General features: G+C 54.5%; 13 protein-coding genes. 8 read left to right on the top strand and 5 right to left on the bottom strand.

The annotated features are described in order from the left end of the window. Position 1 precedes the first annotated feature (1 nt). The 3 genes from nadR to serB all read right to left on the bottom strand — a co-directional run bounded on the left by nadR (position 2) and on the right by serB (position 3,698). The gene (gene nadR / locus L383_RS02165; protein ID WP_023332041.1) at positions 2-1,234 is read right to left on the bottom strand and encodes a multifunctional transcriptional regulator/nicotinamide-nucleotide adenylyltransferase/ribosylnicotinamide kinase NadR; all 1,233 of its coding nucleotides are present in this window, start codon (positions 1,232-1,234) and stop codon (positions 2-4) included. A gap of 35 nt (positions 1,235-1,269) precedes the next feature. Continuing rightward, positions 1,270-2,655 (bottom strand): DNA repair protein RadA, encoded by a 1,386-nt coding sequence (gene radA / locus L383_RS02170; protein WP_014882467.1) that lies wholly within the window; start codon positions 2,653-2,655, stop codon positions 1,270-1,272. Between the two features lie 74 nt (positions 2,656-2,729). Continuing rightward, on the bottom strand, positions 2,730-3,698 hold the full coding sequence (gene serB / locus L383_RS02175) for a phosphoserine phosphatase (RefSeq protein ID WP_008502066.1): 969 nt from the start codon (positions 3,696-3,698) through the stop codon (positions 2,730-2,732). 117 nt (positions 3,699-3,815) lie between these two features. Here serB and L383_RS02180 point away from each other — a divergent pair, with 117 nt between their 5' ends. The 8 genes from L383_RS02180 (at position 3,816) to L383_RS02215 (ending at position 11,995) form a co-directional block, all read left to right on the top strand. Beyond that, complete coding sequence (locus tag L383_RS02180; protein WP_014882466.1) at positions 3,816-4,460, top strand: YtjB family periplasmic protein; 645 nt, start codon at positions 3,816-3,818, stop codon at positions 4,458-4,460. A 39-nt stretch (positions 4,461-4,499) separates the two neighbouring features. Next, positions 4,500-5,516 (top strand): lipoate--protein ligase LplA, encoded by a 1,017-nt coding sequence (lplA, locus tag L383_RS02185; RefSeq protein WP_014882465.1) that lies wholly within the window; start codon positions 4,500-4,502, stop codon positions 5,514-5,516. A 234-nt stretch (positions 5,517-5,750) separates the two neighbouring features. Continuing rightward, positions 5,751-6,461, top strand: coding sequence for a DUF1120 domain-containing protein (locus L383_RS02190; RefSeq protein ID WP_014882464.1), 711 nt, complete (start codon positions 5,751-5,753; stop codon positions 6,459-6,461). Between the two features lie 239 nt (positions 6,462-6,700). Continuing rightward, positions 6,701-7,417 carry a DUF1120 domain-containing protein gene (locus L383_RS02195; protein ID WP_014882463.1) on the top strand — a complete coding sequence of 239 codons (717 nt, stop codon included), beginning with the start codon at positions 6,701-6,703 and terminating at the stop codon, positions 7,415-7,417. Between the two features lie 69 nt (positions 7,418-7,486). Continuing rightward, complete coding sequence (locus tag L383_RS02200) at positions 7,487-8,188, top strand: fimbria/pilus chaperone family protein (protein WP_023332040.1); 702 nt, start codon at positions 7,487-7,489, stop codon at positions 8,186-8,188. 45 nt (positions 8,189-8,233) lie between these two features. After that, complete coding sequence (locus L383_RS02205) at positions 8,234-10,624, top strand: fimbrial biogenesis usher protein (protein WP_047345007.1); 2,391 nt, start codon at positions 8,234-8,236, stop codon at positions 10,622-10,624. Next, the gene (locus L383_RS02210; protein WP_023332038.1) at positions 10,621-11,178 is read left to right on the top strand and encodes a DUF1120 domain-containing protein; all 558 of its coding nucleotides are present in this window, start codon (positions 10,621-10,623) and stop codon (positions 11,176-11,178) included. Before L383_RS02205 ends, L383_RS02210 begins: the two co-directional genes overlap by 4 nt. Positions 11,179-11,290: 112 nt before the next feature. Further along, positions 11,291-11,995: a DUF1120 domain-containing protein gene (locus L383_RS02215; RefSeq protein ID WP_023332037.1), complete on the top strand. Its 705-nt coding sequence runs from the start codon at positions 11,291-11,293 to the stop codon at positions 11,993-11,995. Between the two features lie 42 nt (positions 11,996-12,037). Here L383_RS02215 and deoD read toward each other — a convergent pair whose 3' ends face one another. Next, positions 12,038-12,757 carry a purine-nucleoside phosphorylase gene (deoD, locus tag L383_RS02220; RefSeq protein WP_014882458.1) on the bottom strand — a complete coding sequence of 240 codons (720 nt, stop codon included), beginning with the start codon at positions 12,755-12,757 and terminating at the stop codon, positions 12,038-12,040. A gap of 103 nt (positions 12,758-12,860) precedes the next feature. Next, the gene (deoB, locus tag L383_RS02225) at positions 12,861-14,084 is read right to left on the bottom strand and encodes a phosphopentomutase (RefSeq protein ID WP_014882457.1); all 1,224 of its coding nucleotides are present in this window, start codon (positions 14,082-14,084) and stop codon (positions 12,861-12,863) included. Between the last annotated feature and the right edge of the window lies 1 nt (position 14,085).

Genomic DNA, 14,085 nt, shown 5'->3' with positions numbered 1-14,085 from the left:
ATTAACCCTGCTCCCCCATCATCTCCTTCACCAGCTCGACGCAGCGCAGGAAACGGGAGTCGTAGTCCGACTCTTCAACATGCACAAACTCAACGTTGTTTTCGTTGAGCATCTCCACCAGCATGGACTGGAACTCGCGCCTGTCTACGGAGCTGCCGAGACTGCGCATGCCATCAGCGACCCATGGCGTGTTGTTTTCCAGCAGGATCACCAGGTCAAAGCGGTATTCGTCAATCAGCGCCTGCACGAACGGGTGCTCGCGCCCTTCGTACTTTTTACAGAACGCCTGCGTGGTGACGAAATCGGTATCAATAAACGCCACTTTGTTGGCATATTTGACCGCAAAATCAATGTACTGGGCGTGGCCGAGCGCGATTTTATCGTAGTCGGAATACTGCAGCGCCATCTCGTCACCGCCGAGGTGCGAGAAAACGTAATCGCGGCCATATTCCCACGCACTGGTCGTGTTGAAGATATTCGCCAGCTTATTAACGAGAGTGGATTTTCCGCTCGACTCACCGCCCAGGATCGCAACGGTACGTACAAAGAAGGGCTTTACCTCGGTCGGGATATAATCCCAGTAGCGGAACGGGTTTTCGCGAATCTGCGCCCCGCTGATGTTCATGAAGGTCCGTTTCGGATCGATCAGCACCGTCTCGATGCCCAGATGCTCGCGGAACTGCGGCGCGTCGAACTCTTCAGAGGTGTAGATCCAGTTAGGCGCAATGCCCTTCTCTTCCATAAACGCTTTGATGCCGTTGCTCCACACGTCCCAGCCGTGCGGATAGGGCTCCATGCCCTCTTCGTTAAAAGCATGAATGCGAATGTTTTTCTGGTACTTAAAGGTCTGGAGCAGCCAGCGCAGGCGGTCAGGCACCGTCGGCTGCTGCGACATGGCGCTGTCCTCGAACAGCTGGCGGTCACGGGTTTCATCGTACCCCATAATGATGTGCAGCTCGTCCACCTGGCTACAGGCGCGCTGAATCAGGTAGATGTGACCAGTATGCAGCGGGTAAAACTTGCCAAACACCACGCCGATGTTCTTTTGCATACGGGGAAATTCAAGTCCCAGGAAACGGTGCAGCGCTTCGAGCTTCTGCGCGCTGGGGCTTTTGATTTTGGCGTTCAGCAGCTGGCTTAAATAGCCTTTGGTCATACCGCTGGCGTCCGCCACCTGCTGCAACGTGCAGCCTTTCTGGCGGATTGCGGTTTTGATGTAGTCAAATGATGACATAAATTACGGTGCCTCCTGCAAAATCGAATACGTAATTATAAGTCGTCAAAGACATTTAACGCATCTGCGAGTTTCTTAACGCCAAAAACCTGCATCCCTTCGGGGATTTTTTTCGGCACGTTAGCGGCGGGCACAATCGCGCGGCGGAAGCCGTGTTTTGCCGCTTCAGAGATACGCTCCTGGCCGCTCGGCACCGGACGGATCTCTCCGGCCAGGCCAACCTCGCCAAACACCACCAGATCCTGCGGCAGCGGTCTGTCGCGCAGGCTGGAGACCATCGCCAGCAGCAACGCCAGGTCCGCGCTGGTTTCCGAGACCTTCACCCCGCCCACCACGTTCACGAAGACGTCCTGATCCGCCATCTGCAGACCACCGTGACGGTGCAGCACCGCCAGCAGGATCGCCAGACGGTTCTGTTCCAGACCCACCGCCACGCGACGCGGGTTGCCCATCATCGAGTGATCCACCAGCGCCTGGATTTCAACCAGCAGCGGGCGCGTTCCTTCCCACAGCACCATGACCGAACTGCCAGAGGTGACTTCGTCGCCACGGCTCAGGAAGATGGCCGACGGGTTGCTGACTTCACGCAGCCCCTGCTCCGTCATGGCAAAAACACCTAATTCATTCACCGCGCCAAAACGGTTTTTATGGCTGCGCAGGGTGCGGAAGCGGGAATCCGCGTCGCCGTCGAGCATCACCGAGCAGTCGATACAGTGTTCGAGCACTTTTGGCCCGGCCAGGGAACCGTCTTTCGTCACATGGCCGACCATCACAATCGCCACGCCGCGCGTTTTGGCGAAGCGTGTCAGGTAGGCCGCGGTTTCGCGCACCTGCGCCACGCTGCCCGGCGAGGACTGAATGTCCGCCATGTGCATCACCTGAATGGAGTCGATCACCATCAGCTTCGGCTGCTCTTCTTCGGCGATCATGCAGATCTGCTCAATGCTGGTTTCCGACAGCATATTCAGGTTGCCGGTTGGCAGGCCCAGGCGGTGCGCACGCATCGCCACCTGCTGGAGTGATTCTTCCCCCGTGACGTACAGGGTTTTCATCTGCTCGGCGAGCTTGCAAAGCGTTTGCAGCAGCAGGGTCGATTTACCCGCCCCGGGGTTACCGCCGATCAGAATCGCACTGCCCGGCACCACGCCGCCGCCGAGCACGCGGTCAAACTCTTTGAACCCGGTGGAGAAGCGCGGTAACGCTTCGAGGCTGATGTCTGAAAGCTTTTGCACCTTCGACACGCCTGCATTGCCCGCATAGCCGCTCAGGCGTTCATTGCGGGCCACACTCGGCGAAGCCGCCACACCACGCACTTCGGTGATGGTGTTCCAGGCATGACAGGCGCTGCATTGCCCCTGCCAGCGCGGATAATCCGCACCACATTCATTACAGACAAATGCGCGTTTTGGAGCTTTCGCCACGGTGTACCTCGTTATTTCTGTGCGGACTGCGTGCCGGGTAGCGCTTACGCTTACCCGGCCTACAAAGCAGACCGTTATTTCTGATTAAGGCTGCCAGAAAGGATGCAGAACACCCCCATCAGGTCAGCATGACGGATAGTCACTTCCGTCTTTTCGTTCACTTTTGGCTTGGCATGGTAGGCAATGCCAAGACCAGCAGCTTTGATCATCGGCAGGTCGTTCGCGCCGTCCCCGATGGCGACGGTCTGGACCACCGGGATTTCATATTTTTCGGCCAGACGGGTCAGGGTGTTAGCTTTGTACTGCGCATCCACGATGTCGCCAATCACCTGTCCGGTCAGCTTGCCGTCCATAATTTCCAGTTCGTTGGCCACCACGGTGGTCAAATGCAGTTTCTCGCGCAGATAATCCGCGAAGAAGGTGAAGCCACCGGAGGCAATCGCCACCTTCCAGCCAAGGGACTGCAGCTTCAGCACCAGTTGCGTCAGTCCTGGCATCAGCGGCAGCACATCACGCACCTGGCGCAGGATGTTAGCATCGGCCCCTTTCAGGGTCGCCACGCGCTGTCTCAGGCTGGCGGTGAAATCCAGCTCGCCGCGCATCGCACGTTCAGTGACTTCCGCCACCAGCTCACCGCTGCCGGCCAGTTTAGCAATCTCGTCAATACACTCGATCTGAATAGCGGTGGAGTCCATGTCCATGACCAGCAGACCCGGCGTTTTCAGGTGCGGAATTTTACCGAGCGGGGCAACGTCCAGCCCTGCGTCATGCGCCAGACGCGTGGCACGCTGCGTCAGAGAACCCGCCAGGCGGATAACCTGGTAATCTTCTACGCACCAGGCGGCGACGATGACCATTGCCGCACCCAGTTTGGTTTGATACTGGGTCAGGCGTTGCTTATCCAGGCCGCGTCCATACAGCAGCCAGCCGCTACGGCCAGCGTGGTAATCCAGAGGCATCACCTCATCGCCACTTAACGAGAGCGGCAATCCTGGCCATAAAGAGACATCCGTTGGCAGGTCACACCAGGTAATGTTCGGCATCAAAGCTCCTGTAATTTCGTTCGCGCCGGAAGGTTCCAGAGGGAAAATAACGCATGAGGCTACCCTGTAACCATCACTTCTGGCAACATTAAGCCCTAAATTTTAAGCAGGTGGAATATGGCTCGCGCAAAACTGAAATTCCGGCTTCATCGCGCCGTGATTGTCCTTTCCTGTCTCGCACTGTTAGTGGCATTGATGCAAGGGGCATCGTGGTTTAGCCAGAATCATCAGCGGCAGCGTAACCCGCAGTTTGAAGAGCTGGCCCGCACGCTGGCGCGTCAGGTGACCCTTAACGTCGCCCCCTATATGCGCACCGAGACGCCGGACGATAAGCGCATCGGCCAGATCCTGCGTCAGCTTACGGAAAACAGCCGCATTCTCGATGCGGGCGTGTACGATGAAAAAGGCGACCTGATTGCCCGCGCCGGTGAGCACGTCGACGTGCGCGACAGGCTGGCGCTGGACGGCAAAAAAGCCGGAGGCTATTTCAACCAGCAGCTCGTCGAACCTGTTCAGGGAAAAAATGGCCCGCTGGGCTATCTGCGCCTGACGCTCGACACTCACACCCTGCCGACCGAAGCCAAGCAGGTGGATAACACCACCAATATTCTGCGCCTGATGTTATTACTCTCACTGGCGATTGGCGTGGTGCTGGCGCGCACGCTGCTGCAGGGTAAGCGCACCCGATGGCAACAGTCGCCGTTCCTGCTGACCGCCAGCAAGTCGGTTCCGGAAGACGAAGAGAGCGAGAAGAAAGAATAGTGATAAAGTAGGCGGAGGATATGGAAAAGGAACTCTGCCATGACGACGTTACGCCTGCTTATCTCTGACTCTTACGATCCCTGGTTTAATCTCGCGGTGGAAGAGTGCATCTTCCGCCAGATGCCCGCCACCCAGCGCGTACTGTTTCTCTGGCGCAATGCCGACACGGTGGTGATTGGCCGCGCGCAAAACCCGTGGAAAGAGTGCAACACCCGCCGCATGGAAGAGGACCACGTCCGCCTGGCGCGCCGCAGCAGCGGCGGTGGAGCCGTGTTTCACGATCTGGGCAACACTTGCTTTACCTTTATGGCAGGCAAGCCGGAATACGACAAAAGCATCTCTACGTCGATTGTGCTGAACGCGCTGAATGCGCTCGGCGTAACCGCGGAGGCGTCAGGCCGGAACGATCTGGTCGTCAAGACCCCCGAGGGCGACCGGAAGGTCTCCGGCTCAGCCTATCGCGAAACAATGGATCGCGGGTTCCACCACGGCACTCTGCTGCTGAATGCCGATCTCAGCCGGCTGGCTAACTACCTCAATCCTGACAAGAAAAAGTTACAGGCTAAGGGCATTACCTCCGTACGCGGCCGCGTGGCGAATCTGGTGGAGCTTCTGCCGGGTATTACTCACGAGCAGATTTGCGACGCGATCCGTGAGGCCTTCTTTGCGCACTACGGCGAGCGTGTGGAGGCGGAAGTGATTTCCCCTGATAAAACGCCTGACCTGCCCAACTTCGTTGAAACCTTTGCCCGCCAGAGCAGCTGGGAGTGGAACTTCGGCCAGGCACCGGCGTTTTCACATCTGCTGGATGAGCGTTTTACCTGGGGCGGCGTGGAGCTTCACTTTGACGTGGAGAAAGGTCATATTACCCGCACACAAATTTTTACGGATAGTCTTAACCCGGCACCGCTGGAAGCGTTGGCGTCACGCCTGCAGGGCTGTGTATACCGTCCCGATATGCTGCAACATGTGTGCGACGGGTTGCTTGAACATTATCCGGAACAAGAGCGGGAACTTCGGGAATTGTCGGCGTGGATCGCTCAGGCGATAAAATAATTCTCGCCCCCGGTTAAGAAGAGAAAATAGCTTCCTCCGTTCTTATCCTGCCGGAATGTGTAAATACAACCGTGAATGTATTTACACATTTTAATAATACTCAATTCAGAGATTAGAAATACTTATTACAGAAATAACAATAACCATTAATAGAATCCCTGCGCTTGCATTTCAGCAAGTTAATGACTTCACGGAAATTTATACATTTATTTTATTAATGGTTAAGGAATAACAATGAAAAAGCTTCTTCTCGCAACGCTGATTGCGATGACCTCTTCGGCTGCATTCGCCGAAGGCAGCATCGTCATGAAGGTTCAGGGCAAGATGAACCATGCATCCTGTACGCCGGAACTCAGTAACGGCGGATCGATTGATTTTGGTACAATCGCGCTGGACCAGCTTTCTCCAACCCAGACCAACCAGATGGGTCATAAAGATATGTCTCTGACGATCAATTGCCCGTCAGCGACTAAAGTGGCATGGAGTATTGCTGATAACAAAGAAGATTCCAATGCGGCGACCTACCTGAACTCCAGCGAGTTTTACATTCGTGACGCCACAGACAATGGTGGGGACGTTTACGGTTCAGGTACCACCTACGGCGTAGGTACCACCGCTGCTGGCGATAAAATTGGCGCCTATGCAATCAGTACCCGTATCAATGAGATCACCGCTAACGGTGTGCCTGCTCAGGCGATATTTGCGCCAAACTTCCTCAACAGCAAAGGCGAATATATGTGGCGTAACCTGGCCACCGGTGTGATTGCCAACGGTAACGCCGAGATCATGACCGCTACCAGACCAGGTTATACCGCACCGCTGGCCATCACCAGCGTTGTCTACCCGTTCAAAGTCTCTCTGGCCATTGTTAACACTGACCGTCTGACCACTACTGACGAAGCGCAGCTGAGCGGCGAAACCACCATCACTCTGGTTTATCTCTAACAGATAAAAACGCGTGACTCAACGGCGGATATTTCCGCCGTTTCTGCATAAAACATACGTTCAGAAATGTTTAATCGACATTATAAAATCTCAATACTGTCGTAAGAAAATCTAACTATTTAATGCGTTGATTCGTTAATAGAATCGGCCGCGACTCTTATGCCAGAAATTATCTTTTGGCAAGATTCATTTAAATTAAAAATATCCGAATTATCTCTTTCTATGGTTAAGGAATAACAATGAAAAAGTGCCTTCTCGCCACCGTTATGATGATGGCGGCGACAGCAGTTTATGCCGAACCTACTGCAATGTTAAAAGTTCACGGTACGCTGACCAGCGCAGGCTGCGTTCCTGAAATTAGCAACGGCGGCGTGGCCGATTTTGGCGAAGTGGGTCTGGACTCACTCTCCTCCGGTGTGGCTTATCAGGCTGGGCATAAAGATGTCACTCTGACCATCACATGTCAGTCTGCGACCCGCGTCGGCTGGACAATCAAAGATGACCGCAAAGACTCAAACGCGGGCGCACATAAAACGTCAAGCGAGTTCCATGTGGATAACGCTACCGCAAGCGGCGCACAGGCATACGGCGATTACCAGCTCAACGGTGTCGGAAAAACCAGCGCTGGCGAAAGTATCGGTGCCTATTCAGTTTCAACTTACATGAACGCGGTCACTGCTGACGGTGCAACCGTTCAGCCTATCGCCGCAGCGATGTATACCGGCGGTACCATCAGCAGCAGAAGCTGGATCAACCTGTGGGCCACCGGCATCCTCACTAACGATGGTACCGACGTCATGACCGTTGCCAAAACCGGCGAACGCGCTCCGCTGGCCTTCACGACGGCGGCCTTCCCTCTGAAGATCGCGCTGGCGATTGCGCCAAGCAAAAATCTGACCCTGACTGACAGGACCGACCTGGACGGTCAGTCCACAATCACGCTGGTTTATCTGTAACCCGCATTCACGACGCTAAACTCCCCGCTCAGGCGGGGAGTTTTAACCCATTGTTCAATATCAATATTCATGGAAAGAATTGTGAAAATTTCTCCTTTGGTCTGTGCTCTTTTTCTCACCCTTCCAGCGACAGTCTATGCTGCAGGCATGGTGCCAGAAACCACACTGCTGATGATTGATGAAGCCAACCACGGCGGTGTCATGAGTGTGAAAAACACGGACTCCATCCCCACCCTGCTTTATACCTCCATTAACGACATCGAGGGGGAGAATGGGGTCAAGCTCAACGTCACTCAGCCGGTTGTACGCCTTGAGCCAGGCCAGGAACAGCAGGTGCGCTTTATTCTTGAAACCAAAGAACCGCTGACCGTTGAACATTATAAACGCGTGATCTTTGAAGGCATTCCGCCTAAAACCAAAGATAAAAACGTTAAAGTCGGTATCAATCTTCGTCAGGATTTACCGGTGTTGATCCATCCTAAAAATCTTCCTGTTGTCACGGATGCATGGAAATTACTGACCTGGTCCGTACAAGAGAAAGAGGTTCAGGTCCGTAATACCTCGCCGTACGTTGTACGTTTTTCCACATCAGTGACGCTACTGCCTTCCCACACCGAGGGAGTGGTTAATAAAACCTTTATCCTGCCGGGTGAGACCATGAAGGTGCAGACAAATACCCCGATCGGTAGCGGCGATAATGCCGTCGAGTTCAACCCTGCCAGTCGCTACGGGATTGAAGTGGACAAGTACACTGCCGCGCTTACACGCTGATATCACAGGGAATTTTTAGTGATACTGCGCGCTTTGCAAAACACGATGCGTCGAACAGCAGTGGCGGTCGCTTTTCTGCCGTCGTCGGCGCTGTATGCATCCGATCTGGATTTCAATACCGATATACTGGCCTCGCGGGGAATCAGTACTAATCTCGCCCATTACTTCTCTGATGCACAACGCTACCTGCCCGGCCAGCATGCCGTGCAGGTCAAAATTAACGGCGTTGAGAAGGGGAGCCTGGCCATTCGGGTTGGAGAAGAAGGGCAGCTTTGCATTGATGATGACTTCACCCGTGCAGCTGGCCTTCTGCCATTGAATATCGGCGAAAAAGAGAAATGTCATAACCTGCTGAAAGATTACCCTTCCGCGACGGTAACGCTTCTACCGAATACCGAATCACTGGAGATTTTCGTTCCCGCAGAGGCAATGGACACTGGATTTTATGCCGCGAAATATTACTCGCACGGCGGTGTTGCGGGCTTAATTAACTATAGCGCCTTCAGTAACATTAACGAGTACGGCTCGGGCGGGAGCAGCCGTTATGCCCAGGGAAATTTGGGGGCAGGCATTAACCTTGCGAACTGGACGCTGCGCAGCAATTTCATTTTGACGGATGACAACGGGACTCGCAGCACAGAGAACCTGTACACCTACGCTGAACACGTTTTTGAAGAGCGGAAAATGCGGGCTCAGGTTGGGCAGATCAACGTCAATTCGGCCCTGTTTAGCGGCGCGCAAATCACCGGCGTTCAGCTGATGCCTGAAACCGGCCTTCAGCCTAATATCCAGGCCACGGAGGTGTCGGGAATTGCCCGGACGAATCAGGCCCGCGTAGAGGTTCGCCAGTCGGGACAGCTGATCTACTCTTCCCTGGTCAACGCAGGCCCTTTCTCCCTGACGGACGTGCCCCTGGTGCGCGGAAATGTCGATCTTGACGTCAGCGTGGTGGAAACGGACGGTTCGACAACCCAATTTACCGTTCCCTCTTCCGCCCTCAATATACAGGGAAGTAATCGTGCCGAAGGGCTAAACCTCTCTCTCGGACGGGTTCGCGACAGCGGGGATGAGTCAAGTACGCCCTGGGTATTTACGCTCTCTGACGGAACGATGCTGAGCACGCGCATGTCCGCCGTAGCCGCCGGCGTACTGGCAGAAAAATATCAGGCTACCGGTGCCAAACTCGACGTTTCTATCAACGAAAACTGGGCGATCTCACCGAGCTTTTTACTGAGCCAGTCCCACTTTTACGATCGACTGAAAGGCAGCAAGGCTGAACTTAGCAGCAATATCTTACTGCCCGCCCAGCTGACGATGGGGGTAAGTGCGTCCCAGTTCAGCGGCGGCTTCCGCGAACTCACGGAAGCCATGGATGAAGAGGCGCAGACCTACGAAAATAACTGGAACGCCAGCCTCACCTGGAACAATGAGTACATTGGCGCGATCTCAATGCAATACAGCGTGAATTCCGGTGATGAAAACAGCGGTGATTCACGCTATCTGATGGCTTCCTGGAGTAAAAGTCTCGGGCGTACCTCGCTGTCCGTAAACTGGCAGCATGCCATGAGCAATAGTGATACCCAGAACCAGAGCAGCACCAGCCGCGATGACGATCTCTTTTATGTCAGCCTGATCGTTCCTTTTGGCGAGGATCGCGTCAGTACCTACATGCGCGCTCAGGGGGAAAAACAAAATTATGGCGTTCAGGAAAGCGGCTCTATCGGTCAAAACCTTAACTACAACGTCTCTGCAGACCGCGATAATCAGGATAAGAGTAACGCCTTTAACGGCAATATCACCACCAACCTTCACTATACGCAGCTCGGTTTATCCGCTGGCCTGAATGACGGCAATCAGCATAACTACAGCGCATCCTTAAACGGTGGCGTAGCGCTGCATCGTCATGGCATAACGTTTTCGCCCTATCCGGTAAAAGAGACATTCGGCATCGCCCGGTTAAGCGAACCGGAAAGCGGTATTGAAATCACCACCCCCGATGGAACCGTCTGGACAGATCGCTGGGGACAGGCCGTGGTTCCCGGACTTCGGGAATGGCAAAAATCGCAAATAGTGATTAATGCCAGCTCGTTACCTCAGGGGATGGATTTATCAAACGGTATTCAGACCGTCTCCGCCGCGTATGGCTCTTTTGCGCTGATCGATTTCAACGTGCTGAATACGCGTCGCGTCATGCTGGACGTCAAGCGAGTCAACGGGTCATGGCTGGAAAAAGGGCTGAGCGTGGTGGATCAGGACGGTAACTATATTGTCAGCGTAATGGATAACGGCAGCGTATTTATTCCCGATGCGTCGGATACGCCTGCGCTTTATGTGGTGGACGACAATTTAACCAAACTCTGCCAGATCGCTTACACCCTGAAAGACGAAAAAGATAAAGACGCCTATTACGAAAAAGCAGAAGGAGTTTGCCAGTGAAAATAGTTAACGCAGTGCTCATCGGTGCAACATCACTTTTTTCGTCCTATGTCGTGGCCGAAGCGTGTCAAATTACGCTGTCGCAACCGAACATCTCCTTTGGCAGATTCAAACAGGATGACATTATCGCCTCGCGTAAAAACTGGAACCGCATGCCGGGCAAAGAGGTCACCGCCGCGGTTTTTTGCCCGCAGCCAAGGGTGATGGCGCTTTTTCTGCAATCTACGTCCGGCAGCAACGGGGGCGTTCTGTTTGGTCAGAAGAGCCGACTGGCGCTGGTTGCCAGCAATATTCTGGTCGATGGTCATCACTATAATCTGGTCAGGACCTCTGACCGGGTCTCGTTCACCTCTGCGGAAACCCCCAAGGAAAAAGTCTTTCTGAGGAATAATGACGGCATCCTTGCATATCAAAATGGCCTGCCGGTACGTGGCAAACAAATGAGTGTGACGATAAAAATTATACCTGTCATTAATGACGATCAGCTGCGCGGCATTTCCGATAATACCGAGCTGGAAAGCGCACTCGCCTGGGAGCTATTAACGACAGAGTAACGCATTCACCGCCGAATAGATTATTCGGGTGAAGAGAAAAGAAGAAAAATAAAGGCAAAACACGTGGATTCGTCCATTTATTTTAACGATATATCTATGTTAAGGAATAACCATGAAAAAGAGTCTCCTTGCCGCTGCGCTGGCGCTGACAGCGACCTGTGCTCATGCGGGAGATACGGCAGTGCTGAAAGTGAAAGCCTCACTGACCAGCAACTCCTGTACGCCGGAACTCAGCAACGATGGCGTGATTGACTTCGGTACCGTTCAGGTTGGCGATCTCTCGCAAACTCAGACCACGCAGCTAGGTGAAAAGGGTCTGACGCTGACTATCACCTGCCCTACCCCTACCAAAGTGGGCTGGAGTATTGCCGACAACCGTACGGATTCGAACGCCAGCACCGGAACCGACTCAAACCTGAAGGTGCAGAACGCCACGTCAAACGGCGGCGAACTGCGCGGCAGCATGACGACCTTTGGCCTTGGCAAAACGCACGATGGCAAGAATATCGGTGCCTATTCCATCTATACCAGCACGGGTGAAGTGACGGCAAACGGGGCGACGGTTGAACCGATTCGTACGGCAGTCACTGCTGGTGTGGGCATGAGTCGCTGGCAAAAAGCCAATGGTGGCACTATCGCCAATAAGGATCTGGGCTTAATGAGCGTCGCCTCTGCGGGCAAAACGGCCCCGATGGCGGTGACCAGCGTCTCTTTCCCGCTGAACATCTCGCTGGCAGTGGAAAACCTGAAGAAACTGTCTCTGACAGAAGATACCGAGTTTGATGGTCAGGCCACCATCAGCGTGGTGTACCTGTAAGTCACAGAAACCGGGCGGCTTTCGCCGCCCGGCAGCACAACATTACTCTTTATCGCCCAGCAGAACGGATTCCAGCGCGATTTTGATCATGTCGTTGAAGGTGGTCTGACGTTCAGCAGCGGTCGTCTGCTCGTGGGTACGGATGTGGTCAGAGACGGTGCAGATGGTGAGTGCTTTCGCACCGAATTCTGCCGCTACGCCGTAGATACCCGCCGCTTCCATCTCCACGCCGAGGATGCCGTACTTCTCCATCACGTCGAACATTTCACCGTCCGGGGAGTAGAACAGATCGGCAGAGAAGAGGTTGCCTACGCGCGCATCAACGCCCAGCGCTTTGGCCGCGTCCACCGCGTTACGCACCATGTCGAAGTCAGCAATCGCCGCGAAGTCATGATCCTTAAAGCGAATACGGTTCACTTTAGAATCTGTGCATGCGCCCATGCCGATAACCACATCACGCAGCTTAACATCCATGCGCACCGCACCGCAGGATCCCACGCGGATGATTTTCTTCACGCCGAAATCAGTGATCAGCTCTTTGGTGTAGATAGAGCAGGATGGGATACCCATACCGTGGCCCATCACAGAGATTTTGCGGCCTTTATAGGTACCGGTGAAACCCAGCATGCCGCGCACGTTGTTCACTTCACGCACGTCTTCGAGGAAAGTTTCTGCAATGTGCTTCGCACGCAGCGGGTCGCCCGGCATCAATACGACGTCAGCGAAATCACCCATTTCTGCGTTAATGTGAGGAGTTGCCATCTTCAGTTCCTTTTACATTGTTGTTTTTGCCGGGTGGCGGCTACGCCTTACCCGGCCTACAAAGCCGTAGGCCCGGTAAGCGAAGCGCCACCGGGCAATGACCTCAGAACATAGCCTTGCCATATTCCATGTCTGACGTACCAAAGTACTTCGCGAGGGTCTGGCCGATGTCTGCGAAGGTTTCACGGTGTCCCAGTGAACCTGGTTTGACTTTCGGTCCGTACACCAGCACCGGAATGTGCTCACGGGTGTGGTCGGTACCGGTCCAGGTTGGGTCACAGCCGTGGTCGGCAGTCAGGATCAGAATGTCATCTTCACCCACCAGCTCCATCAGCTCTGGCAGACGGCGGTCGAACAGTTCCAGACCGGCAGCATAGCCCGCGACGTCACGACGGTGCCCCCAGGAAGAGTCGAAGTCCACGAAGTTGGTGAAGACAATGGTCTTATCGCCCGCTTCTTTCATCTCTTTGATGGTGGCATCGAACAGCGCATCCAGACCGGTGGCTTTCACTTTTTTGGTGATGCCGCAGTTAGCGTAGATGTCTGCGATTTTACCCACGGACACCACGTGACCGTCTTTCTCGTCGACCAGTTTCTGCAGCACGGTAGGGGCCGGTGGCTCAACGGCCAGGTCGTGACGGTTACCGGTACGCTGGAAGTTACCTGCTTTATCGCCGATAAACGGACGGGCGATAACGCGACCAATGTTGTAGCCGCCTTCGGTCAGCTCTTCGCGGGCGATTTCACACAGCTCGTAGAGTTTATCCAGGCCAAACGTCTCTTCGTGGCAGGCAATCTGGAAAACGGAGTCAGCAGAGGTGTAGAAAATCGGCTTGCCGGTTTTCATGTGCTCTTCGCCAAGCTGGTCCAGAATCACGGTGCCGGAAGAGTGGCAGTTACCGAGGTAGCCCGGCAGGTTGGCACGCTTCACCAGCTTATCGAGCAGCTCCTGCGGGAAGCTGTTCTCGTGATCGGAGAAATAACCCCAGTCGAACAGGACCGGCACACCGGCGATTTCCCAGTGGCCAGACGGGGTATCTTTACCGGAAGAGAGCTCGTGAGCCCAGGCGTAGGCGCCCACCACTTCCGCGTTGCCGTCCATACCGGCTGCGATTTTACCGGTAGAACCTTCATGCGCTTTCACCAGACCGAGGCGGGTCAGGTTTGGCAGGGTCAGAGGGCCTTTACGACCGTTGTCCGCTTCGCCTTTCGCACAGGCTTCCGCGATGTGACCCATGGTATCGGAACCCACGTCACCAAAACGTTCTGCATCTTCGGTTGCGCCGATGCCGAATGAGTCCAGCACCATAATAAATGCACGTTTCATA

It is taken from the genome of Enterobacter sp. MGH 37 (assembly GCF_000534515.1).
In the GTDB taxonomy this organism is placed as follows: Bacteria; Pseudomonadota; Gammaproteobacteria; order Enterobacterales; family Enterobacteriaceae; genus Enterobacter; species Enterobacter kobei.
This window is presented reverse-complemented; position numbering and strand designations above follow the sequence as displayed.

Coding starts and splice junctions, on each gene's coding strand:
- L383_RS02215 (WP_023332037.1), top strand. CDS start 11,291: ATGAAAAAGAGTCTCCTTGCCGCTGCGCTGGCGCTGACAGCGACCTGT.
- L383_RS02195 (WP_014882463.1), top strand. CDS start 6,701: ATGAAAAAGTGCCTTCTCGCCACCGTTATGATGATGGCGGCGACAGCA.
- nadR (WP_023332041.1), bottom strand. CDS start 1,234: ATGTCATCATTTGACTACATCAAAACCGCAATCCGCCAGAAAGGCTGC.
- lplA (WP_014882465.1), top strand. CDS start 4,500: ATGACGACGTTACGCCTGCTTATCTCTGACTCTTACGATCCCTGGTTT.
- L383_RS02180 (WP_014882466.1), top strand. CDS start 3,816: ATGGCTCGCGCAAAACTGAAATTCCGGCTTCATCGCGCCGTGATTGTC.
- L383_RS02200 (WP_023332040.1), top strand. CDS start 7,487: ATGGAAAGAATTGTGAAAATTTCTCCTTTGGTCTGTGCTCTTTTTCTC.
- deoD (WP_014882458.1), bottom strand. CDS start 12,757: ATGGCAACTCCTCACATTAACGCAGAAATGGGTGATTTCGCTGACGTC.
- deoB (WP_014882457.1), bottom strand. CDS start 14,084: ATGAAACGTGCATTTATTATGGTGCTGGACTCATTCGGCATCGGCGCA.
- L383_RS02205 (WP_047345007.1), top strand. CDS start 8,234: ATGCGTCGAACAGCAGTGGCGGTCGCTTTTCTGCCGTCGTCGGCGCTG.
- L383_RS02190 (WP_014882464.1), top strand. CDS start 5,751: ATGAAAAAGCTTCTTCTCGCAACGCTGATTGCGATGACCTCTTCGGCT.
- serB (WP_008502066.1), bottom strand. CDS start 3,698: ATGCCGAACATTACCTGGTGTGACCTGCCAACGGATGTCTCTTTATGG.